This window comes from Rhodoferax sp. TH121, from assembly GCF_002251855.1.
GTDB lineage: Bacteria > Pseudomonadota > Gammaproteobacteria > Burkholderiales > Burkholderiaceae_C > Allorhodoferax.
In genome coordinates, this window is sequence record NZ_NOXW01000020.1 from 826,115 (window position 1) to 846,006 (window position 19,892).

21 protein-coding genes are annotated in these 19,892 nt (G+C 56.0%); 12 read left to right on the forward strand and 9 right to left on the reverse strand.

What is annotated here, in order from left to right:
* The first annotated feature begins 4 nt into the window (after window positions 1-4).
* From CHU94_RS09910 to CHU94_RS09920, 3 genes are read left to right on the forward strand one after another with little or no spacing between them, the layout of a single operon-like run.
* Window positions 5-1,285: a TolC family protein gene (locus CHU94_RS09910; protein WP_094479199.1), complete on the forward strand. Its 1,281-nt coding sequence runs from the start codon at window positions 5-7 to the stop codon at window positions 1,283-1,285.
* A complete protein-coding gene (locus CHU94_RS09915) occupies window positions 1,282-2,778 on the forward strand; it encodes an efflux RND transporter periplasmic adaptor subunit (RefSeq protein WP_094479201.1) in 1,497 nt (498 codons plus the stop codon). The genes CHU94_RS09910 and CHU94_RS09915 overlap by 4 nt, the downstream gene beginning before the upstream one ends.
* Window positions 2,775-5,900: an efflux RND transporter permease subunit gene (locus tag CHU94_RS09920; RefSeq protein ID WP_094479203.1), complete on the forward strand. Its 3,126-nt coding sequence runs from the start codon at window positions 2,775-2,777 to the stop codon at window positions 5,898-5,900. The genes CHU94_RS09915 and CHU94_RS09920 overlap by 4 nt, the downstream gene beginning before the upstream one ends.
* A 16-nt stretch (window positions 5,901-5,916) precedes the next feature.
* Here the strand turns inward: CHU94_RS09920 and CHU94_RS09925 are convergent, their stop codons facing one another.
* Complete coding sequence (locus tag CHU94_RS09925) at window positions 5,917-6,978, reverse strand: DMT family transporter (RefSeq protein WP_094479205.1); 1,062 nt, start codon at window positions 6,976-6,978, stop codon at window positions 5,917-5,919.
* Window positions 6,979-7,028: 50 nt separating this feature from the next.
* On the reverse strand, window positions 7,029-7,460 hold the full coding sequence (gene cadR / locus CHU94_RS09930) for a Cd(II)/Pb(II)-responsive transcriptional regulator (RefSeq protein ID WP_094479207.1): 432 nt from the start codon (window positions 7,458-7,460) through the stop codon (window positions 7,029-7,031).
* A gap of 74 nt (window positions 7,461-7,534) precedes the next feature.
* Between cadR and CHU94_RS09935 the strand changes: the two genes are divergently transcribed.
* From CHU94_RS09935 to CHU94_RS09950, 4 genes are all read left to right on the forward strand, one after another.
* The gene (locus CHU94_RS09935) at window positions 7,535-9,829 is read left to right on the forward strand and encodes a heavy metal translocating P-type ATPase (protein ID WP_094479209.1); all 2,295 of its coding nucleotides are present in this window, start codon (window positions 7,535-7,537) and stop codon (window positions 9,827-9,829) included.
* 25 nt (window positions 9,830-9,854) lie between these two features.
* Entirely contained in the window at window positions 9,855-10,346 is a 492-nt protein-coding gene (locus CHU94_RS09940) for a TlpA disulfide reductase family protein (protein ID WP_255033911.1), read from the forward strand.
* Window positions 10,347-10,414: 68 nt separating this feature from the next.
* Entirely contained in the window at window positions 10,415-10,789 is a 375-nt protein-coding gene (locus CHU94_RS09945) for a DUF3703 domain-containing protein (protein ID WP_094479213.1), read from the forward strand.
* 29 nt (window positions 10,790-10,818) lie between these two features.
* Window positions 10,819-11,277 (forward strand): copper chaperone PCu(A)C, encoded by a 459-nt coding sequence (locus tag CHU94_RS09950; RefSeq protein ID WP_094479215.1) that lies wholly within the window; start codon window positions 10,819-10,821, stop codon window positions 11,275-11,277.
* Between the two features lie 107 nt (window positions 11,278-11,384).
* Here the strand turns inward: CHU94_RS09950 and CHU94_RS09955 are convergent, their stop codons facing one another.
* The 7 genes from CHU94_RS09955 to CHU94_RS09980 all read right to left on the reverse strand — a co-directional run bounded on the left by CHU94_RS09955 (window position 11,385) and on the right by CHU94_RS09980 (window position 15,823).
* Window positions 11,385-12,620 carry a murein L,D-transpeptidase family protein gene (locus CHU94_RS09955; RefSeq protein WP_094479217.1) on the reverse strand — a complete coding sequence of 412 codons (1,236 nt, stop codon included), beginning with the start codon at window positions 12,618-12,620 and terminating at the stop codon, window positions 11,385-11,387.
* Window positions 12,621-12,631: 11 nt separating this feature from the next.
* The gene (locus CHU94_RS09960) at window positions 12,632-13,216 is read right to left on the reverse strand and encodes an SCO family protein (RefSeq protein ID WP_176451996.1); all 585 of its coding nucleotides are present in this window, start codon (window positions 13,214-13,216) and stop codon (window positions 12,632-12,634) included.
* A gap of 55 nt (window positions 13,217-13,271) precedes the next feature.
* The gene (locus tag CHU94_RS09965; RefSeq protein ID WP_094479219.1) at window positions 13,272-13,928 is read right to left on the reverse strand and encodes a thioredoxin domain-containing protein; all 657 of its coding nucleotides are present in this window, start codon (window positions 13,926-13,928) and stop codon (window positions 13,272-13,274) included.
* Complete coding sequence (locus CHU94_RS09970; RefSeq protein ID WP_094479221.1) at window positions 13,925-14,341, reverse strand: disulfide bond formation protein B; 417 nt, start codon at window positions 14,339-14,341, stop codon at window positions 13,925-13,927. The genes CHU94_RS09965 and CHU94_RS09970 overlap by 4 nt, the downstream gene beginning before the upstream one ends.
* Entirely contained in the window at window positions 14,338-14,856 is a 519-nt protein-coding gene (gene lspA, locus CHU94_RS09975) for a signal peptidase II (RefSeq protein ID WP_176451988.1), read from the reverse strand. The genes CHU94_RS09970 and lspA overlap by 4 nt, the downstream gene beginning before the upstream one ends.
* Before the next feature lie 127 nt (window positions 14,857-14,983).
* Window positions 14,984-15,337 (reverse strand): cation efflux protein, CzcI family, encoded by a 354-nt coding sequence (czcI, locus tag CHU94_RS19345; RefSeq protein ID WP_141211436.1) that lies wholly within the window; start codon window positions 15,335-15,337, stop codon window positions 14,984-14,986.
* Between the two features lie 30 nt (window positions 15,338-15,367).
* Window positions 15,368-15,823 carry a hypothetical protein gene (locus CHU94_RS09980; RefSeq protein ID WP_094479225.1) on the reverse strand — a complete coding sequence of 152 codons (456 nt, stop codon included), beginning with the start codon at window positions 15,821-15,823 and terminating at the stop codon, window positions 15,368-15,370.
* 65 nt (window positions 15,824-15,888) lie between these two features.
* On the opposite strand from CHU94_RS09980, the gene CHU94_RS09985 reads away from it, so the two are divergent.
* From CHU94_RS09985 to CHU94_RS10005, 5 genes are all read left to right on the forward strand, one after another.
* On the forward strand, window positions 15,889-16,188 hold the full coding sequence (locus tag CHU94_RS09985) for a helix-turn-helix domain-containing protein (RefSeq protein WP_094479227.1): 300 nt from the start codon (window positions 15,889-15,891) through the stop codon (window positions 16,186-16,188).
* Between the two features lie 88 nt (window positions 16,189-16,276).
* Complete coding sequence (locus tag CHU94_RS09990; protein ID WP_094479229.1) at window positions 16,277-16,771, forward strand: HAD domain-containing protein; 495 nt, start codon at window positions 16,277-16,279, stop codon at window positions 16,769-16,771.
* 54 nt (window positions 16,772-16,825) lie between these two features.
* Window positions 16,826-17,782, forward strand: a complete 957-nt coding sequence (locus CHU94_RS09995) for a tyrosine-type recombinase/integrase (RefSeq protein WP_094479231.1) — start codon at window positions 16,826-16,828, stop codon at window positions 17,780-17,782.
* Entirely contained in the window at window positions 17,775-18,974 is a 1,200-nt protein-coding gene (locus CHU94_RS10000; RefSeq protein ID WP_094479233.1) for a hypothetical protein, read from the forward strand. Before CHU94_RS09995 ends, CHU94_RS10000 begins: the two co-directional genes overlap by 8 nt.
* Window positions 18,975-18,984: 10 nt before the next feature.
* Window positions 18,985-19,749, forward strand: a complete 765-nt coding sequence (locus CHU94_RS10005) for a hypothetical protein (protein WP_094479235.1) — start codon at window positions 18,985-18,987, stop codon at window positions 19,747-19,749.
* Window positions 19,750-19,892: the final 143 nt, after the last annotated feature.

Here is a 19,892-nt window from a genome sequence, read left to right on the forward strand (position 1 = left end):
GGACATGCCTTGTTCCGTTCACCCCATTGGGCACCGCCTCAGCCGTACGCTGATTGCGAGTGTCTTTCCGCTTGCCGTGGCTCTGCCACTGTGGGCCTCTCCGCTGTCTTTTGAGCAGGCACTGTCCCTGTCCACCCAAGAAGCGCCAACTTTGGTGGCATCCCAGGCCAGGGTGGATTCAGCACGCGCAGCTGCTATCCCCGCCGGGGAGCTTCCCGACCCGAAGCTGGCGGTTGGTGTAGAGAATTTTCCCATTGCCGGGCCAGACCGCTATAGCCTGACCGGCGATTTCATGACGATGCAACGCATCGCCTACATGCAGGACGTTCCCAATCGCAGCAAGCGGGACGCCCGCGTGGCAGTTGCCCAGGCCAGAGTCCAGCAGGCCGAATCCGCGCAGCAGCTCTCCAAGCTGTCTCTGCGCCGGGAAACTGCCGTGGCCTGGATTCGTCGCTACACCCTGGAGCAGCAAATGTCACTGTTCGACGGTCTCTTCCAACAAAACAAGCTTCTGGAATCTGCCGTCCAGGCACAACTGGCCGGCGGGCGCGGCTCTATCACCGATGTGTTGATGCCCAGGCAGGAGGTAGCCATGTTATCGGAGCGTCTGGATGAACTGCGGGCTCAGCGCGCACAGGCCATTGCCGCACTGCAGCGCTGGATTGGAACTGCCGCCAGTGAAGCACTGGAAGGAGAGCCACCCAGTTGGCCTCTGGACCGTGATGCTCTGGCTCACCGTATTCAAAACCACCCCGATGTCAACCTGCTCAGCAGCTCCAGTCGCGTGCTGGATGCTGAACTGCAGGAGGCACAGGCCGCTAAAAAGGCCGATTGGGGTGTGGAGCTGGCCTACCAGCGCCGCGGGGAGCAGTTTGGTGACATGGTCTCGGTAAAAGTAACTTTTGACCTGCCCACTGCGCCGGCCAAACGCCAGGATCCGCAAATCGCCGCCAAACAACTGGAGCGACTGGGACTGGATGCCGAACTGGAGCTTCTGAGGCGCGAACACCTGCAGGAACTCGATACCCAATGGGCTGAGTTGGAGCGACTGAACCTCGCACTAAACCGCAACCAGACCATCCTGCAACCCCTGATGCGCGACAAGGTTGCCTTGACCCTCGCCGCGTACCAATCCGGCAAAGGCACCTTGCTGGAGCACTTGGCCGCGCGCCGGGAATCCCTGGAAACTCAACTGCGCTTTCTGACCCTGCAGGGGGAACGCCAAGCGATCAGTGCGCGCCTGCACTTCACCAACGATGCCTCATTGGCCGGAGGTTCGCAATGAACACCCAAAATCTTCAAAAGAATCTGACCCTCACCGCAATTGGCCTGCTGATCTTGGGCCTGGGTGTTGCCGGAGGTGTTTGGTGGACCAAGCGCAATGCCAATATGGCACCTGGGAGCACTGAATCTGCCAAGTCTGAACGCAAAGTGCTGTACTGGTACGACCCCATGAAACCGGATGCCAAGTTCGACAAGCCTGGGCCATCCCCGTTCATGGACATGCAGCTCGTAGCGCGCTACGCGGACGAAGGCGCTGCTGACACTGGCGCGCTGACGATTTCCACGCGTGCCAGCCAAAGCTTGGGGATGCGTGTAGCCACAGTATTGGAGCAGGATCTATCCAGCACGGTGGAAGTCGCTGGAACCCTTCAGCTCAGCGAGCGGGATGTGAGCATCGTCCAGGCCCGTACCAGTGGTTTTGTAGAGCGTGTTTACCCGCGCGCGCCGGGAGATGTCATCGCAGCAGGCAGCCCTCTGGCCGACGTCCTCAACCCGGAGTGGATAGGCGCACAGCAGGAGTTTCTGGCTGTCAAGACCATGGGCGATGCCGCGCTGATCCAGGCTGCCCGCCAGCGCTTGGCGTTGCTGGGCATGCCCCCCACCGTCATCCAGCGCGTGGACGACAGCAATCGCACCATGGCGGTGACCACCATCACAGCGCCCACCTCGGGCGTGCTATCCGAGCTGATGGTGCGACAAGGTATGAGCCTGAGCCCCGGCATGACCCTGGCCCGCATCACAGGACTGGGCACGGTCTGGCTGGAGCTGGCCCTGCCGCAGGCCCAGGCCTCCAACTTGGCAATCGGGCAAGTGGTGGAAGCCCGACTCACTGCCGCTCCTGATACTGTCCTGAAGGGCAAGGTGACATCGGTCTTGGCAGAAACCAACCCGGACACCCGAACCCTGCGCGTCAGGGTCGAACTGCCCAACCCGGGCCAAAAGCTGCGTGCGGGCATGCTGGCCACGGCCACCTTGTACGGCCCCACCGAATCAGTCCTGCTGGTGCCATCGGACGCCGTGATTCGCACCGGCAAGCGCGCCTTGGTTTACTTGGCCGAAGAAGGCGGCCAGTTCAAACCGGTCGATGTGCAAATAGGTGCTGAGCGCGATGGGCAGTTGGTCATACGCCAAGGCCTTAGTGCCGGTCAAAAAGTGGTGGCGTCTGGTCAGTTTCTATTGGACTCGGAGGCCAGCATGCGAGGGATCGTCACGCAGCCAAGCCAACCGGCTGAATCCATGGCGCTTCCTGCGGCCTCTATGGACAAGGGCGCTGTCTTTGAAACCAGTGGCGTGATCGAAGAACTGGATGCGTCCAATATCAAACTGCGGCACCAAGCCGTGCCGGCCCTCAAATGGCCTGCCATGATCATGGGCTTCAAGCGCGCCAAAGATCTGCAGTCATCCGGCTTCAAGGTCGGAGACACCGTGCAGTTCCAGTTCAAGGCCACCGGTGATGAATACGAGGTGGTGACGCTCAAAGGAGCAAAACCATGATCGCCAGTGTCATCCGCTGGTCGGTCTCCAATCGCTTTCTGGTGCTGCTGGCCACGGTGTTTCTCGCAGGCGCAGGCTTATGGGCGGTACGGTCCACGCCCATCGATGCCTTGCCGGACCTGTCCGACGTACAGGTCATCATCCGCACCAGCTACCCCGGTCAGGCCCCGCAGATTGTGGAAAACCAAGTCACCTACCCATTGGCGACCACCATGCTGTCTGTGCCCGGAGCCAAGACGGTACGGGGTTTTTCCTTCTTTGGAGACTCCTTCGTCTACATCCTGTTTGACGACTCCACCGATCTCTATTGGGCGCGCTCTCGCGTCCTGGAGTACCTCAACCAAGTACAGGGACGATTGCCAGCAGGTGCCAAGTCCGCCCTGGGGCCCGATGCCACCGGTGTAGGTTGGATCTACCAATACGCGCTGGTGGACCGCACGGGTGGGCATGACTTGTCACAACTGCGGGCACTGCAGGACTGGTTTCTGAAGTTCGAGCTCAAGACCCTACCCAATGTTGCAGAAGTGGCCAGCGTGGGTGGCATGGTCAAGCAGTACCAGGTCGTGCTGGACCCGCTCAAACTCAATGGTTATGGCATCACCTATGAGCAGGTGCGCCAAGCTCTGATGAATGGCAATCAGGAAACGGGCGGTTCAGTGCTGGAACTGGCGGAGGCCGAGTACATGGTGAGGGTTAATGGCTACCTGCGCACCCTGGACGACTTCCGGTCTATCCCGCTCTCCAGCCGCGGCAACGTTGCCGTTCGGCTGGGTGACGTGGCGACGGTGCAAATTGGGCCAGAAATGCGTCGTGGCGTGGCTGAGCTTGATGGAGAGGGAGAAGTGGCGGGTGGCGTCGTCTTGCTGCGCTCCGGCAAGAATGCCCAGGAAACCATACGCGCGGTTAAAGCCAAGCTGGCCGACTTACAGAAAAGCCTACCGCCAGGCGTGGAGGTTGTCACCACCTACGACCGCAGTGCGCTCATTGAACGGGCCATCGACAATCTTTCCGTCAAGCTGCTGGAAGAGTTTGTGGTCGTGGCGCTGGTGTGTGTGCTGTTTCTGGGCCATCTGCGCTCCGCACTGGTCGCCATCATCTCCTTGCCGCTGGGTATCGTGGCGGCCTTTGTGGTGATGCATATCCAGGGTATCAACGCCAACATCATGTCCCTGGGCGGCATTGCCATCGCCATCGGAGCCATGGTGGATGCGGCCGTGGTGATGATCGAGAACGCCCACAAGAAGCTGGAGACTTGGCAACATGCCCACCCAGAGCAGGCCTTGGAAGGCCAGGAGCGGTGGGACGTCATCACCGAAGCGGCCATAGAGGTTGGGCCGGCTTTGTTTTTCTCCCTGCTGATCATCACCTTGTCCTTCATTCCGGTGTTCACGCTGGAAGCCCAGGAGGGGCGCCTGTTTGGTCCCTTGGCTTTCACCAAAACCTATGCCATGGCGGCGGCCGCTGGACTTTCTGTGACGTTGATCCCCATCCTGATGGGGTACTGGATCCGTGGGCGTATCCCGGATGAACAACGCAACCCGATCACACGGGCCTTGATCACGGTGTACCGCCCCGCGCTGGAGTGGGTGCTGCAACGCCCCAAGGCTACGTTGATCATTGCCGTTTTAGTCTCTGCCACCACGCTGTGGCCCGTGAGCCAGTTGGGTGGGGAGTTCCTGCCACCTCTAGACGAAGGAGATCTGCTCTATATGCCTTCGGCGTTGCCAGGGCTGTCGGCGCAGAAAGCTTCGGAACTGCTGCAAATCACCAACCGCATGATCAAGACCGTGCCCGAGGTGGAGCGCGTCTTTGGCAAGGCTGGGCGTGCTGAGACCGCCACTGACCCGGCGCCTATGGAGATGTTCGAGACCACCGTGCAGCTCAAACCACGTGACCAATGGCGTACCGGTATGACGCCGGAGAAACTGATCGAGGCACTGGACCAGGCCGTCAAAGTACCTGGACTGTCCAACATCTGGATCCCACCGATCCGTAACCGCATCGACATGCTCGCCACCGGTGTCAAAAGCCCCATCGGTGTCAAAGTCAACGGGACTGACCTGGCCACCATCGACCGCATCGCCAGCCAGATCGAACAGGTGGCCAAAGGCGTGCCTGGTGTGTCGAGTGCTTTGGCCGAACGCTTGACGGGAGGTCGTTACGTGGATGTTCAGATCGATCGAGTGGCGGCCGGGCGCTATGGCTTAAATATCAATGATGTGCAAACACTGGTCTCTGGCGCCATTGGCGGGGAGAACGTGGCAGAGACCATTGAGGGTTTGGCTCGCTTCCCCATCAATTTGCGCTATCCCAGAGAGTGGAGAGACACCCCCGAGAAACTGGTTCAGCTCCCGATCCTGACGCCCTCGGGACAGCAGATCACCCTGGGCACGGTCGCCAAAGTCAGGATCACTGATGGTCCGCCCATGCTCAAAACTGAAAATGCGCGTCCCTCCAATTGGGTCTATGTGGACGTGCGCGGACGCGATCTGGCGTCCGTCGCCAATGATTTGCGCCAGGCGGTGAGTCAGCAGGTAACGCTGGCGCCTGGCGTCAGCATCACTTATTCAGGGCAGTTCGAGTTCCTGGAGCGTGCCAATGCCCGGCTCAAGGTGGTGGTGCCGGCCACTTTGCTCATCATCTTCGTATTGCTGTACCTGACCTTCAACCGACTGGACGAAGCGGCATTGATCATGGCCACACTGCCATTTGCGCTGACGGGTGGTGTCTGGTTTCTGTACCTGATGGGCTACCACCTGTCGGTTGCCACCGGCGTCGGGTTTATTGCGCTTGCCGGTGTGGCGGCCGAGTTTGGGGTGGTGATGCTGCTCTACCTCAAGCAAGCCTTGGCGGAACGGGAGCGTCGAGGCGAGGAGCCGGGCGTTGCCATGGTTCTGGACGCCATTCGCGAAGGTGCCGTGCTCCGGGTGCGCCCCAAGGCCATGACGGTGGCTGTGATCCTGGCGGGTCTGATTCCCATCGTGTGGGGCAGCGGTACTGGCTCGGAGGTGATGAGTCGGATTGCGGCACCCATGCTGGGAGGGATGATTACGGCGCCGTTGTTGTCGCTGTTCATCATCCCCGCGGCTTACCGTTTGATGCGGGTTCGATCGACTGGATAGACCACCTCCACCCACATTAGCGGTGCGCGTGGCGGTGGTGAATATCCGGAAAATGCCCGTGACTGTGCTGGATTTCAGTATGTTGATGCACATGCGAATGGGGCCCCACGCCATCCCACTCGAAATCGTGACTGTGCTGGTGGTGTTCATCGTGCCGATGCTTGTGCCCATGGTTCAGTGCGGTGTGCTGATGCTCATGGACGTGGCGTTCGGTGAGGTGCAACCAGACCCCCGCGGCCATCAGTCCTGTTGCCAGCCAAAACGCAAAGCTGGTGGGCTCCCCAAGCATCGCAATAGAGAGTGCTGCCCCCACAAAGGGTGCTGTCGAAAAGTAAGCGCCTGTGCGAGCGGCTCCCAACCCGCGCAGGGCCAAGACGAAGAGCACCAGGCTCAGGCCATAGCCAAAAAAGCCGATCACCATGGCCGCTGAAATATGGCCTGCTGAGGGAAACTCTGCTCCCAACGACACGCCCAGGACGATGTTGACGCAGCCTGCCACCAGGCCTTTGCTGCCCGCAATAAAGAGCGCGTCGGACGCTGAGACTTTGCGCGTGAGGTTGTTGTCAATCGCCCATGCCATGCAGGCACCGACCAGGGCCAACGGTCCAATGACAGAGGTCACCGTTTCGCTGCCGGACCAGGCCAGTACCGCACCACCTAGAACGATCAGCAGCATGCCAAACACAATGCGACGATCCGTTTGCTCCCGAAACACCACCCACGCGAGTACTGCGGTGAGCACGGACTCCAGATTCAAGAAGAGTGAGGTTGTTGCTGCCGCAGTGTGCGCGAGCCCCACCATCAGTAGCAATGGGCCAACCACACCTCCGAATGTGATTGCACCCAACAACCAAGGCCACTCCTGCCTAGGTAGACCGCTGGATTTCCATCCACGATCGCGAATCAAGCGGATCATGGACAGACCCAATCCACTTCCCAAATACAGCAGTCCAGCCAATAGAAACGGCGAGAAAGCGGAAAATCCCTCGCCAATCAGCTGTTTTGCGAACGGTGTGCTGGCCCCGAACAAAATTGCGGCACCCAAGGCAGGTAGCGCGGCACGGTGTAGAAGGTTCATTCGTGTATTTTTCGATGCGTGTGGTTCGGCCTGCTTCGGAAGGTGTCGTCTCAACCGAGATGGGTGTGGCGTTCGACTTTGGCTTCCGTCTCCATAGTAGCCAGACCTTGCATGATTCCACAGGCATCGACCGCCTGCTCCGAGACACACCGCTGCCGAAGCGCACCCAATTGCTTTTTGAGATGGGTGAGTTCTCGAATACGTTCATCGACGTGGGCAATGTGTTGGTCGAAGACCGCATTGATGGCGCCACAACCGTCTGCAGGTTGGTCCGCCAGATTGAGCAGCGTATGGATTTCTTCCTGGCTCATGTCCAGTGCCCGGCAATTGCGTATGAAACGCAGGCGTTCAACGTGTTCGGGCCCATACACCCGGAAGTTCCCCGACGTGCGCGCCGGCTCGGGAAGCAGGCCGGATTTCTCGTAATAGCGCACGGTTTCCACCGTGCACTGCGCCACCAAGGCTAATTCACCGATTTTCATGACCGATCCTAGAAATGTCTTGACTCTATAGTAACTTCAGGTTGTGTAATCGGGCAACTTCATCGGAAAAGCCCATGTCAGACGCCCACAAACACGATTCCCATGGTCACGACCACGACCATTCCCATAGCCACGCGCATGCAAGTGATTCCTGCTGTGCGCCCGCTGAACCCGCGCAATCGGCAGCCCCTGCCGCAGCTTGTTGCGGCACGCATGCTGCGCCGGACATTCAACCTTCGGCGCAACTCAGTAAACCATCGACTAGTGCTGATGGTGTTCAGACGCCCATTCGCATCATGCAAATGGACTGCCCCACAGAAGAGGGACTGTTGCGCAAGAAGCTGGGGGGCATGCCAGGTGTGACAGGGCTGGAGTTCAACCTGATGCAACGCGTACTGACGGTGACCCATGCTCCCAAGGAAATTGAACCGATTCTGGCCGCCGTGCGCTCGTTGGGTTTCACTCCCGAGATAGCCAACAGCGCGTCCTCTCAGGAGGAGCCCATGCCTGAACCCGTCAAACCTTGGTGGCCCTTGGCATTTGCCGGGGCAGCAGCAATTGCCTCGGAAGTAGTTGAATGGACTGGCTTGCCCACGTGGATGGCGGCAGTTTTGGCTCTGGTGGCTGTATTGGCCTGCGGAATCACCACTTATAAGAAAGGCTGGATTGCCATTCGCAATGGCAACCTCAACATCAATGCCTTGATGAGCATCGCTGTAACAGGTGCGCTTTTCCTGGGGCAGTGGCCCGAAGCGGCTATGGTGATGGTGTTGTTCACAATTGCGGAACTAATCGAGGCCAAGTCGCTGGATCGGGCCCGAAATGCCATTCGCGGATTGATGCAATTGACGCCGGAACGCGCGACAGTCTTGCAGGCAGACGGCAATTGGCAGGACGTGGCTGCCAAATCGGTTGCAGTGGACGCACGCGTCCGTATCAAACCTGGGGAGCGCATCGCACTGGACGGAAAAATCGTCAGCGGTCGCTCGGCTATCAACCAAGCCCCTATTACCGGTGAAAGCCTTCCTGTAGAAAAAGCCGAGGGTGACCCGGTGTTTGCCGGCACCATCAACGAATCGGGTTCCTTTGAGTACACAGTGACAGCTGCCGCCAATGACAGCACGCTGGCCCGCATCATCCACGCAGTGGAAGAAGCGCAAGGCGCACGTGCGCCCACCCAGCGCTTTGTCGACCAATTCGCCCGAATCTACACACCCGTGGTATTCGCCATTGCCTTGGCAGTCGCCATCTTGCCGCCACTGCTGATGGGGGGAGATTGGTTCACCTGGATTTATAAGGCGCTGGTTTTGCTGGTGATCGCTTGCCCCTGCGCCTTGGTCATCTCCACCCCAGTGACCATCGTCAGTGGGCTGGCAGCTGCTGCACGCCAGGGCATTCTCGTGAAAGGTGGCGTCTATCTGGAAGAAGGACGCAAGCTGAAGTGGTTGGCGCTTGACAAGACCGGCACCATCACGCACGGCAAGCCTGCGCAGACGGACTTTGTGGTGCTCAGCGGGATGAGCGAGACAGAGTTGCGCAGTCTGGCAGCCAGCCTGGCCGGTCGCTCGGATCACCCAGTGTCCAAAGCGATCACCGAGGCCGCTAAGCGCGACAACGTTGCCCTGCGCAATGTTGATGCATTTGAAGCCCTGCCTGGACGTGGCACCAAGGGCGTCATCGACGGAAAGCCCTTCTATTTGGGCAATCACCGCCTGATCCACGAGCAAGGTCGCTGCTCCGACGCACTGGAAGCCCGTTTGTCGGCCTTGGAAGAGCAAGGCAAGACGGTCATTCTTCTGGCAGATGAGCATGAAGTGCACGGCATGTTTGCTGTGGCCGATACGGTCAAAGACAGCAGCCGGCAAGCCATTGCCGAATTGCATGACTTGGGCATCAAGACGGTCATGCTGACTGGAGACAACGCCCACACCGCCAAAGCCATTGCCGCCCAAGTCGGAATCGACGAAGCACGTGGCGATCTACTGCCTGAAGACAAACTCAAAGCCATAGAAAGCAAGGTCGGTCTGGGTGGTTCCATCGGGATGGTGGGAGATGGCATCAACGATGCGCCAGCTTTGGCAAGAGCAGACATAGGTTTTGCGATGGGCGCAGCTGGTACTGGTACGGCCATTGAAACCGCTGACGTGGCTCTGATGGACGATGACCTGCGCAAACTTCCTCGTTTTATTCGCCTGTCGCGACACACCCATGCAGTGCTCGTACAGAACATTGTTTTGGCACTGGGAATCAAGGCTGTTTTCCTGGTGTTGACGCTTACGGGTGCAGGCACGATGTGGATGGCCGTATTCGCCGATGTCGGCGCCAGTTTGCTTGTCGTCGGCAACGGCCTACGCTTACTGCGTAAATAGAAGAAAAGGAGCGCAAGTCATGTCCATGAACAGAAGAACAGCGCTGATAGCGCCTTTGGCTACGGCCGTTGGTTTCAGCGGTCTATCAGGATGCGCTCTGAGCGATAACGCACCAGATTCCAGCTTTTTGTTGTTGGACGGCAGCTACACCAATATGGGCAAGCTCAGAGGCAAAGTCCTATTGATCAACTTTTGGGCCACAACCTGCACGACGTGCGTGAAGGAAATGCCTGAAATTGTGAACACATACACAAAGTTCCAAAGCAAAGGATTTGAAACGGTCGCAGTTGCCATGCAATACGACCCCGTGAACTGGGTCGTCAACTTCACCAATACCCGCCAGCTGCCATTCAAAGTCGCACTGGACAACACGGGTGAAAACGCGAAGCAATGGGGGGATATCAAGATCACTCCAACGACCTTTATTGTGGACAAGAAAGGCAAGATCGTGAAGAAGTATGTCGGTGCACCAGATTTTGTGGCACTCCATGCATTATTGGAAAACCTGTTGGCTTAAGGATGAAGGCTTCTAACGCTGGCTCAGATATTGATCATCAAACCTACATTCCCACATAGAGATTCACCATGGAAACGCCTAAACCAGAGACCACCAGAAACAGTATTGACGTGTTCGAGCATTTGTTGACGAGGGCACGAAACACGCCAATGGATCAACTTGAGCAGCGTTGGCATCTGCTGGAAGCTGCGCACATTGTTGGACAAACCCGCTTTGAACCTCATTTGAGGGTGCACGTGGCGATGCTGAATCTAGCTTGGCAATCAAAAGACCTTCCGGAGTTGGCAGGGCAGTTGTTCAGAATCACTCTGGTTCCTGTGGGGCATTTAGTCGGGCGTCTACCGATTGGGAATCCCGGTCGCGCAAATGTCAGTGCATTTGAGCCGATGCAGCCCTCTTCCAAAATATTGCAGACAATCGCGGAATCACGCCAGTCGTTGTGAGGCTTGAAACTCAAATGAGCCCATCCTCAATGACCTCCATCAAGCTTCGCGTTTTTGTTGCATTGTTGGTTTTTCAGATGTTCGGAGCGACGTCGATTCGAGCTCAGGTTATGGTCGATGACGCTTGGGTAAGGGCTACGGTTCGTGGCCAACAGGCAACAGGCGCATTTATGCGTATTTCGACGAAGAAGGATGTCAAACTAGTTGAAGCACGAACGCCAAACGCCGGGTTTGTGGAGATTCACCAGATGCTTTTAGAGCAAGGGGTTATGTCCATGCGACCTTTAAAAGGACTATTGATTCCGGCAGGCGAACCTGTGGAATTCAAGTCAGGCGGTTATCACTTGATGCTCATGGATCTCAAGCAACCAGTACGAGCGGGCTTTGAGGTACAACTAACTCTGGTGTTTGAAAGCAACGACGGTAAACGTGAGTCCGTTTACGTTCATGCCCCGATAGCAAACTCATCCCCGCACGAAAAGAAATAGCCGCAAAAACCCCGCTGCAGATTTGCTCTCCCATTCCTTTAGTAAGCAAGAAATGCCACCAAGTGGGCACAAAGGCACTAGCACCCAAGATCCTCAAAGGAAATTGGCTATCCCAGTACACCCTCGTAAATGATCTTCCATGCTTCTGAGCGTTTCTGCCAGTACTGCCTGACCGTGCGTCCAGTACGCTCGCCCTGCACCAGTTCTCCGAAGGTAGCCACCAAAATCTCAGCCTCATCCGTCCAGCGGATCAGCGACACGTCGTTGAGCTGAATCGGTTTTCGGCCAAGCCTGACCATTTCAGCGCGCACACCCTTGCCAAATGCATTCAGATCTTTGCCATCCGCACTAAAGTCGCTGGCGTAATACTTCAGAATCTCACTCACATTCCCAGAGCTTTTGGCAGAGGCCCAGCTCAGCAAAGTACCTTCCAACTGTTGGCGTTCAGACTGGAGATCAGTGGGCCGAACCCACTTAAAGTTTTTGCCAATCAAGACCGGGGTAGTTCGAATTTCCACAGTGCTAATAATGCGATCCAGATCAGGATTGGCCATCGCTACGCAGCCCTCAGTTGCCTGGGGCTCTCGTGTGAACTGGCTCGATGGATTTCCATGAAGCCAAATGCCACTGCCAGTCTTTCCTCTTCGCATATCCAATACGTTGGGATAACTGACGGGCAGTGCTCCCGTCCCATACAGATCGGGAAGGCTCTTGGGATCTAGGCTGCTGGTAATGAAATAAACCCCCAGTGGGGTGCGCAAATCGCCCTCAACATTTTTACCTACACCCGCCTTACCAACGGAGATGTAGTAGTCGGCCAGCAAACGGGTTCTGTTGCCAGCGTTCTCAAAAAGATACAGACGTGCCTTAGCGGTATCTACTGCAATGGCATGCTTATTTCTTTTGGACAAGCCCACAAACTGGGCGGGTATGGCGTCGACGGGAGGACGCTGCTGCAATGCCGCTATGCGCAACTGAGACTCCGCCCTCAAAGCTCGCAGGTTGTTTGCTGCGGTCTGCTCAAGGTCACTGGGAACATCACCAATCTGGCGAATCGGACGCGACAGGGTAGTTAGCAGATCCCCGTACACCAGTTGCGCCAACTGAAAATGTGGATACGCTTTCACAAGCGCTTCGGCTTTCCCAAGGGCCTCACGAGTGTCCGCTGTCCCGATCAGGCGATAGACTTCAATAAGCCGGGCTTCCGCTATTCCGTCCGAACTTGCGGGACTGGTTGATTTTTCAACCTTGGGCTTGGATCGTGGTTGTGCATATGCAGGCACTGCCATCGCTGCACAGACCATCACAACAATGACACGTTTAAGAGAAATACCAGTACGCATACCAAACCCTATCAGCTGACTTTTAGCAGCTTCTGAATATCGTCCTTGAGCACGCTTGCCTCGGTCCCATACTGGGAAAACAACCGTACCTGCCCCTGAGTGTCAAAAATGAACTTTCCTGCCGAGTGGTCCATGCTGTAAGAGGTCGGTGTCTTTCCTTCGACTTTCTTGTAATAAAGCTTGAACTCCGCGGCCAAAGAAGGCAGCTCAGCCGGCTCGGGCCGCAGTGCCAGAAAAGTCGGATCGAAATTTGACATGTACTCTTTAAGGAGCGGCAGGGTGTCGCGCTCAGGATCCACCGTGATGAACACTACTTGCAGCGCATCACCTTGCTCGCCAAGAAGTCGCTTCACTTCCGCCATCGTGGTCATGGAAGTCGGGCAAACATCCGGGCATTGGGTGAATCCAAAAAATACGACCGTAACCTTGCCCCGAAACTCCGCGAGTCCCCTGACTTTGCCGTTGTGGTCTTTCAGGTGAAAGTCCTGTGCGTATTTCGCCCCTGTGATGTCCGTGTTTTTGAAGGTCTGTGCTTCGGGGGTGCAAGCAATTAATGCAGGCGATACCAAGCCCACAAACAGCCCCCCCAACATCATTCGTCGTGCAATGTCGGTGTGCTCATGTCCATTGTGAGTGCTCATCATCGCTGGCTCACTTCTTAGTTTTGGCCAGCTCTTCAGCCACCAATGCCTGCAATTGCTCAGGACCAAAACTGGGCAGGCCTCGACCGTTCACAAAAAACGTTGGTGTCTTCGTGACCTCCAATGCGGTCAAGTCCTGTATGTCCTGTGCCAACAAAGCTTCAATTTCGCTGGACTTTGCATCAATCAGGGCTTTTTGAATGTCCAATCCGGCTTTTTCAGCAGCTTGGTAGGCCACTTCCAGATTGGGCTTTCCGTGATCCGCCCACATGGGTTGCGCTGCCAGTACCATTTCCAAAACAGGTAAGTATTTGTCCTGCTTCTTGGCCGCTTCCAACAGCTTTACCACTTGGTCGGATCCTTGATGAAACGGCGCATACCGCAGCACCAAACGAATGTCGCTGGGGTGTTTGCGCATCAGGTCTTTCACCAGTGGGTAAAAAGCTCTGCATGTCTCACACGCGGGATCAAAAAATTCGACGATCGTCACGGGAGCGTTCACAGGCCCAAGCACCGTAGAGTTGGGTCGAATCAGCCTGCTTGCCGCTTGGCTCACTTTGTCCATTTGGGAGTTCTGGACACGCTGCTGGTAGACATACATACCGAACGCAAAGAAGGCTGCAACGATACCCACGAGAATTGCAACGGTTATTTTTTTTGATTTCATTTGGATGTTTTCTTGAGATAAAAGGCGAGCAAAACAGAGATGAGAAGAAAGGCAACCAAGGAGAGCCAAGGGATTTGGAGACCGTTCAGGATGTCAAGCTTTTGATTTGCGCACGAAACGCCAGCACCGCAGGGAATCCAAGCCTTTGGAATCCAACCGGCCACTAGCAGCGTGTGATAGCCAGATATCAGAGTCCCGGCCAATGCCAAAGGCAAGGCATAAACTGCACCCTGGCGATCGTTGCTGTAACTAGCAATACCCAGAATCACAGCCAAGGGGAACATCGCGATACGCTGGTACCAGCACAAAGTACAGGGCGTCATCAGCATCACTTCGCCAATGAAAAGAGCCCCGGCTGTCGACAACATTGCGAGCAGCCATGCGGTCAAAAGTAGTAGCCAAGTGGACTTCATCGGCTCTCCTCACGTAGACCTGTAGCTTTGCGCTTTGAAATGGCGATTGACAGCCCAACCCAGGCGACCATGGCGCAGACAATGAATACGTCTGCCAAGTTAAACGCTGGCCAGTGGAGCGATCTCCAGTGGACATCCAGAAAATCGACGACGGCGCCTGTCTGGACACGATCAATCAAGTTCCCACCACCACCGGCGGCGACTCCAGCACCTATCCAACGTTCAGCGGGGTCGATTTTTTTGAGTAGACATAGCACCGTTATTGGCACCACCACCAGGACACTGAGAGAGATGAAAAACCAACGCTGCCAGCCACCTGCATCGGCAAGGATGGAAAACGCCGCCCCGGTATTGAGAAGGTGCACGAAGTTAAACCACGAGGTGACTTCAATCGAGCCCCCCAAAGGGATGATTGAAGCAAAGAAAACTTTGGTGATTTGATCCAACAAGATCAACGCCAACACCACAGCTATCCAGACCCAACGCGGATATACGCGCCAAAAAGCTTGCGCCACAAACAACTCCTCCAACAGGCTTCAATCACAATCGGCGAAATCGCCAGATCAAGAATCCAGGGGAAGAAAAGTTACGGTACGCGGACCGGCAAGGCGCCGGTCAATGCTTCAACTGAAACGCCCCTGGTTAAACCAGGGAAACCCATTGCGGGCGTTCGGGTAAGTCTTGGTAGCGGGCCAAATACAAAGTGGCTTTGACAACGATCCGCACGGGTTCTGCAATCAGTCGCAAAGTTTGCGACGAGCTTTGAAACGCCACGGAACAATTCGCATGGCAAACGCCGCAGTCGTTTTCAAGAGATCCAACTTCTGAGGAAACAACACCATCATCATCCGAGAGGGAACCGGCGTGTTTGTGAGTGTGATGACCAATGTGTCGGATTGAAGACTTGCTCTCGTGCTGGCAATAGGTACTCACTGCAGCCCATGTCAGCTGCAAGGGCAAAAGCACCAATAGAAAGACCAGAAGCCAGCGTCGCATGCCAGCGAGTTTAGCAGCTACCCCAAGAGATCAATTGGTGAACTTGAATTTCATCGCATCCAACTGAAACTCATCTGCGTTGAGACCAACAAACGAAGCAGAATATTTCTTGCCAGTCGTCGTTTCAAAGACATCCATGGGGATGTACTCGGTATGCGGCTCACGTCCGGACCAAACCACGCCAACCTGATCCATTTTCCAGGTGTCGGTCCCGTTGACATGTCCAGGGGTAAGAATGTGCACAGACTTCAAATGGATACCGCTTTCCGGCCCCATGTTGATCAGTTGTTCCACTCCACTGAAATCTGCAAATAGCATGGTGCGACCGCAGGCGAACTCCTCATCTCCAGGTGCTTCAAACTGCTCGAAGTAAGCCAGAAACCACGTTTGCTGCAAGGCAAGCTCAGCAGCGGTCCATACAGTCTCGTCGCGTTCACAGAACAAGTTTGAAACAGGGGAGCGAAATGCGGCGCGAGTGAGGAACATATGAACTCAAAATGAACACTATAGATTGTAGCTCTATAGAGTTCATTGCTAATTAATCGGAGTGCATGTCAAATGCCAACAGACCTCGAAATAACTTCGCAACTGCACTTCGCGCCATTCGTCGCTCAAAGGGGTTGAGCCAAGAGTCTTTCGGCCTTGTTTCAAGTCGGACCTATGTCAGCACCCTGGAGAGGAACATCCAATCGCCAACGCTGAACAAGGTGGATGCTCTGGCGGAAGTCATGGGAGTTCACCCCCTGACGCTGCTTGCCATGTCCTACCTTCGTAAATCAGACACATCTTCTGTGGACAAACTCTTGGCACAGGTTTCTGCTCAGCTATCAGAGCTGGAAAAAAAGCCTTGAAAAGGCCTGGCAGATCCCTGATAGATAGGGATTTAAACCTAAGCCAGTCTGGATAGACTTGGATGCATCACCAATTCGATGCGCCACCATGCTCTATTCAAGCCCAGGCAAAGGGGCAGTTTCAGCCGTACAGATTCTCTTCCTGGATTTCGACGGGGTAATGCACCCTGAGTTTTGCCATGAGTCCAAGCATTTTGTGCATCAGGACAACTTTGAAACCGTCATGCGTGCAGCGCCCCATGTTGATCTGGTGATTTCCAGCACGTGGCGCCACAAACGTTCCTTGGATGAACTCAAGGCATTGTTTACCGCAGATGTGAGGGCTCGGATTGTTGGCGCTACGCCGCTTTATGCGCAACTGGATGAAGTTCCAGATACTCTGCAGGGTTACGAACGAGAGGCTGAGTGCAGAGCTTGGCTACGGCAGCATGGACGCGCTGCGCAGGAGTGGCTTGCCGTGGACGATCGGTCCTGGAATTTCCGACCATTCAACCCTAATGTTTTCCTGGTAGACGGAGAAGTGGGGTTGGATGCTGACTCCGCTGCGAAACTTGCAGCCCGCATCCATGGTGCAGTGGCGTGATGATTGCCGTCATGGTCACACCAATGTTTTTTCAAAGCACCACCGGCTGATGCCATGAGCACTGTTGACGACTATCTCAAAGCCGCAGAGCGCAAAAATACGCTGCTTAGCTACGCCTCGGCGATCCGGCATTTTGAGGAGGAATGGAAGGGACTACTGCCAGCCAGTAGCGACGCCATTGCCCGCTACTTGGCGACCTACGCGCCGACGCTTTCCGGAAACACGCTGCGCCACCGATTGGCGGCGCTATCGCGCTGGCACCTCGATCAGGGATTCGCCGATCCGACCAAATCCACCACGATTCGGCAGTTGCTCAAGGGAATCCGGACCGTGCACAACACCCCGGAACATCGGGCGCGGCCGCTCGATCTGGAGGTTTTGGAGCGGGTGGACCGTTGGCTAACCGAAAGCATAGAACGATCCCAGCGTCAGGGTGATCACGCCTCAACGCTGAGATTCACTCGTGACCGAAGCCTAATCTTGCTGGGATTTTGGCGGGGATTCCGGTCTGAGGAGCTGGCCCGCCTCACTGTTGAGAACGTCCAAATCGTGTCCACAGAGGGTATGACCTGCTATCTGGATCGCAGCAAGGGGGACCGCCAGGCACTGGGCAAGACGTACAAGTGCCCATCCTTGTCCAAGCTATGCCCCGTCACGGCATTTGCCCAATGGGTCGCGCTGGCCAAGCTGGACCATGGTCCGGTGTACAGAGGTGTTGATCGGTGGGGCCACTTGTCCAGCAAGGCCATGCATCCCAACAGCTTGATCCCTCTGCTGCGCAACATGCTTTCTCTGGCAGGTGTGCAGCAAGTGAAGGAGTACAGCAGTCACTCTTTGAGGCGTGGCTTTGCGGGTTGGGCCAACGCCAGTGGCTGGGATATCAAGGAATTGATGGAGTATGTTGGCTGGACGGATATCAAGTCTGCCATGCGCTATCTGGACACTCCCGATGCCGAGTTGCAAAGCCGGTTTGAGCAGGGACTAGAAAAGGGCAACTCCAAGAATGAGTAGAAAAATATCCGCAAAGTTACTTGAGCAGATCTATCAAGCGCTTTCTGAAAAGAATGGCCGCTTTGGTGACCTTGCCCAATACGCGCCTCTCGATGACACCATCATTGCGCGCGGGTGGGTCTACAACATTGAGTTGGAGGATTTGCTTCTTGCAACGGATTCGCGGGTCGCCCATCTCGATCTGAATCGGTTGACGGAGTACCTTGAGATCCCGTGGCGCACGGTTTACAAACGTCCAAGGTACCTTTCGGCCGGTGCGGTGGCAACCAATGCGCTCACCCTGGCCGATGCAGCATGCCTGTTTGTCCGGATGGAAGAAATGGGCTTTGACAGTCATCCCGACCGCCTGGTAGAGCACGGACTTCGTGCTCAAAAGGACTTGTCGCACATCACGGACAGCGAATGGGCCTTGTTGTCCTACCCGAAGCGGCGCCTGAAGGAAGAGTTTTCTGCCCGTTCTGATGAGCAGAACGATGACGGTGAATGGATACCCCGCAACTGGAAAGACGCCGTGGGACGCCGGATCGAATTCACCTTGATGGGGAAGCAGCCACACTTGTTGACAGTCATAGGGCCGAAGTACCGAAGGCCTGCGCCACAGGTAAGTACCGTCTGTCCAACCTGTGGATGCCGCTATACCAAGGGTGACCCAGAAGGTGCACTGTTCCACCGGTCAGAACATGCTCGGGTCATGCGGTTCATGAACCCTCGGCCGCTTGCCGCCTTCGGAACCAGACTTGAGAAGCATGCCGATCCAGAACTGGTGATTGGCGATTCACCCATATGGATGCACCGGGAAGTCCATCAACGTGCACTCCAGTTCAAACGTGAGTTTCAGTACGATTTCCTTCAATGGGAAGGCTCCCTGAGAAAAAAGAACCTGCGCCAGGAAAGCCATGGCTACCTGCTCGCCGATCACACACACACGTATGGACCGGGTGCGGCCGTAGGCGCCTGCGCCTTTTGGCATGAAGGTGACAAGTGGCGGATGCGATGGATATGGGTGTGCCCATCCATGCGTCGTTCAGGCGTTCTGGCCAGGCGTTGGGCAGAGTTTCTGCAGCGGTACGGTGATTTTGAAATCGACACACCGTTGTCGGATGCCATGGCCGCGTTTGTGAACAAGCACGGGACTGCGAAGCAAAAGCAGTATTTGCAGGCCCAGCCACCGACCGAATCCTCTGACCTGTAGCCAATCCAATATGCAGCTTCCACCAGCGCCCAGCCAAGAAGAAATCGTCACCAAGTTCAATCTGGAGATTCTGAAATCCCCCGCGGACCTAGTTGTCAGAAACGGCGATATCGCGATGACCAAGAGTGGCGATCTGATGCTGAATGACGAGCATTACAGCGCTATGCGTCGGTTTGTCAGTACATGGCGCTTCAACGCGCCCATGCTCAAATCACTTTTTGACCTAACCATGGCCGTGAGTTTGCGATCCAAAGATCTGAAAAGAAGCCTGGATCAAGTTGCCGACCATCACCTAGGTTCAAATCACAAACCTTTTCCACCTGGTTCAACCGCTTTCTCGCGCCGGCTTGCGTTGAATGAGGAAATCGCAGCAAATATGTTGGGTTCTGATTCCTGTGCCGGCGCAATTCTGCTGAACTTGACGGGTTTTCTCCAGGCTTTGAGAGACGACATCAATACAGCACGCCTCGATTGGGAGGGCACTGCGCCGTTGATCCATGGGCATTCGGTGGGAGCTGTTCTTGCGGCGGCTTCAAACTACTTTCGGCATTGGGACGAGTGGAGAAAGACATCGCCACCCACGACAAGACAGGCGACTTCGATAGATGTCCTGAACGCAGTTTTGGACAGTGCCGGTTTGAAGCAGAGCACACAGCGACTCTTGGGGGTCGAGGGGATATGCACAAAAATCTTGGATGTACTTAGCGAGGGTGATTTCGACAAACTATCTGAGAGGGTCTTCGCATTCGCCAATGGGTTGAAGCCCGGTCCATAGGCTGATGTCGAGTGGTCCCAGCGAAACGCTAGGGTTTACCCGCGCTCCAAAGCGCTACAAATAGCACCTAAACCGAGATCACCCCTGGTCGCACAGACCGCTTTTTTTGAACACCCACTCCCCCAGCCCCTCGCCCCGTCGCC

Excerpts from the sequence above, each read along its gene's own strand:
- CHU94_RS09910 (WP_094479199.1), top strand. The coding sequence starts at position 5 with ATGCCTTGTTCCGTTCACCCCATTGGGCACCGCCTCAGCCGTACGCTG.
- CHU94_RS09915 (WP_094479201.1), top strand. The coding sequence starts at position 1,282 with ATGAACACCCAAAATCTTCAAAAGAATCTGACCCTCACCGCAATTGGC.
- CHU94_RS09920 (WP_094479203.1), top strand. The coding sequence starts at position 2,775 with ATGATCGCCAGTGTCATCCGCTGGTCGGTCTCCAATCGCTTTCTGGTG.
- CHU94_RS09925 (WP_094479205.1), bottom strand. The coding sequence starts at position 6,978 with ATGAACCTTCTACACCGTGCCGCGCTACCTGCCTTGGGTGCCGCAATT.
- cadR (WP_094479207.1), bottom strand. The coding sequence starts at position 7,460 with ATGAAAATCGGTGAATTAGCCTTGGTGGCGCAGTGCACGGTGGAAACC.
- CHU94_RS09935 (WP_094479209.1), top strand. The coding sequence starts at position 7,535 with ATGTCAGACGCCCACAAACACGATTCCCATGGTCACGACCACGACCAT.
- CHU94_RS09940 (WP_255033911.1), top strand. The coding sequence starts at position 9,855 with ATGAACAGAAGAACAGCGCTGATAGCGCCTTTGGCTACGGCCGTTGGT.
- CHU94_RS09945 (WP_094479213.1), top strand. The coding sequence starts at position 10,415 with ATGGAAACGCCTAAACCAGAGACCACCAGAAACAGTATTGACGTGTTC.
- CHU94_RS09950 (WP_094479215.1), top strand. The coding sequence starts at position 10,819 with ATGACCTCCATCAAGCTTCGCGTTTTTGTTGCATTGTTGGTTTTTCAG.
- CHU94_RS09955 (WP_094479217.1), bottom strand. The coding sequence starts at position 12,620 with ATGCGTACTGGTATTTCTCTTAAACGTGTCATTGTTGTGATGGTCTGT.
- CHU94_RS09960 (WP_176451996.1), bottom strand. The coding sequence starts at position 13,216 with ATGATGTTGGGGGGGCTGTTTGTGGGCTTGGTATCGCCTGCATTAATT.
- CHU94_RS09965 (WP_094479219.1), bottom strand. The coding sequence starts at position 13,928 with ATGAAATCAAAAAAAATAACCGTTGCAATTCTCGTGGGTATCGTTGCA.
- CHU94_RS09970 (WP_094479221.1), bottom strand. The coding sequence starts at position 14,341 with ATGAAGTCCACTTGGCTACTACTTTTGACCGCATGGCTGCTCGCAATG.
- czcI (WP_141211436.1), bottom strand. The coding sequence starts at position 15,337 with ATGCGACGCTGGCTTCTGGTCTTTCTATTGGTGCTTTTGCCCTTGCAG.
- CHU94_RS09980 (WP_094479225.1), bottom strand. The coding sequence starts at position 15,823 with ATGTTCCTCACTCGCGCCGCATTTCGCTCCCCTGTTTCAAACTTGTTC.
- CHU94_RS09985 (WP_094479227.1), top strand. The coding sequence starts at position 15,889 with ATGTCAAATGCCAACAGACCTCGAAATAACTTCGCAACTGCACTTCGC.
- CHU94_RS09990 (WP_094479229.1), top strand. The coding sequence starts at position 16,277 with ATGCTCTATTCAAGCCCAGGCAAAGGGGCAGTTTCAGCCGTACAGATT.
- CHU94_RS09995 (WP_094479231.1), top strand. The coding sequence starts at position 16,826 with ATGAGCACTGTTGACGACTATCTCAAAGCCGCAGAGCGCAAAAATACG.
- CHU94_RS10000 (WP_094479233.1), top strand. The coding sequence starts at position 17,775 with ATGAGTAGAAAAATATCCGCAAAGTTACTTGAGCAGATCTATCAAGCG.
- CHU94_RS10005 (WP_094479235.1), top strand. The coding sequence starts at position 18,985 with ATGCAGCTTCCACCAGCGCCCAGCCAAGAAGAAATCGTCACCAAGTTC.